Source organism: Micromonospora sp. NPDC003241 (assembly GCF_053589795.1).
The window spans coordinates 1-1,036 of record NZ_JBSFSO010000113.1 but is presented as its reverse complement, the minus strand read 5'-3'; the positions used below and the strand labels follow the sequence as shown (position 1 = coordinate 1,036).

Below are 1,036 nucleotides of genomic sequence, written 5' to 3'. Positions count from 1 at the left end.
TCGCGGACCGGGTGGCGGCGGCCCCGGTGGTGCTCGACGCGATCTACAACCCGTGGCCGACCCCGCTGGCCGCGGCGGTGGCCGCGGCCGGGCACACCGTCGTCAGCGGTCTGCAGATGCTGCTCAACCAGGCCTACGGTCAGGTCGAGCTGTTCACCGGGCAGCCCGCACCGCGCGCCGCGATGGCGGCCGCGCTCGACGAGACCCTTCCGTCGGCCTGAGCGTCGTATTACCCTGGTGCCCAACGCAATCTAGGGGAGGGATTGGCTGTGTTCGGTCGAATCGTGGTCATGGTGCTGTCGGTTGTCGCCTCGGCGATCGTTGTCGGGGGTCCCGCCTCGGCGCAAGGGGGTTGTGCCTCGCCGCAACCGTCCTGGGGGTTCACCTGCGTGGCGTCGGCATCGAACGTCTCGCTGGCGAGTTGTCTGAAGGACGCGCCGCTGTGGAGCGATCGGGCGCGTTGTGAAGCGCGGACCGACGGTAGCGGCAGGTTCGACCTCTGGGTGCCGTCGAACTGACCGTCCCGGCGTCTCCGGGAATCGCCCGATCCGGTGGAATTGATACCTGTTCTAGTTTTTTCCGGTTAAGGTGTTGCTCATGACCGCTTGGGTGTTACGAGCCACTGTCCTGGGCGCGCTGGTCGTCGGCTTACGGTTGCTGCTCGCCGTCGCGATGGCGTTCGCGCCGACCTACGGCACGATCTGGCGGGTGGCCTGCCTCGCCGTGATCGTGGGTGTCGTGGTCGCCTGGGGAATGCGCGACGGCCAGGCGGGCGCCGCCACCGATCTCACCGTGCGCTGGCTGGCGGCCGGGGCCGTCGCCGGCCTCGCGAGCGGGGCCGTGTGCCTGGTCCTCGATCAGGTGCCCGGCATCGAACTCGGCGAAGCCGGTGCGCTGTTCGAACTGACCTCGGCGGCGTCGTTCATCCTGCTGCTGGTGTTCCTGCCCGCGATGGCGGGCGTCGCCCTCGGTCGTCGACGGGCGCGGCGCACCCCCGAATCCACCGCCACCGCTCCAGATAGGAAGAGCACAACTC

The 1,036-nt window shown here is 69.3% G+C and carries 1 protein-coding gene and 1 pseudogene; both read left to right on the top strand.

Annotated features, from left to right (window positions below):
* Positions 1–221 (top strand): annotated as a pseudogene (locus ACWDVW_RS32695) (shikimate dehydrogenase); the annotation flags it as partial.
* A gap of 376 nt (positions 222–597) precedes the next feature.
* A partial coding sequence (locus tag ACWDVW_RS32690; RefSeq protein ID WP_449956867.1) for a B-4DMT family transporter occupies positions 598–1,036 on the top strand: 439 nt, incomplete at its 3' end.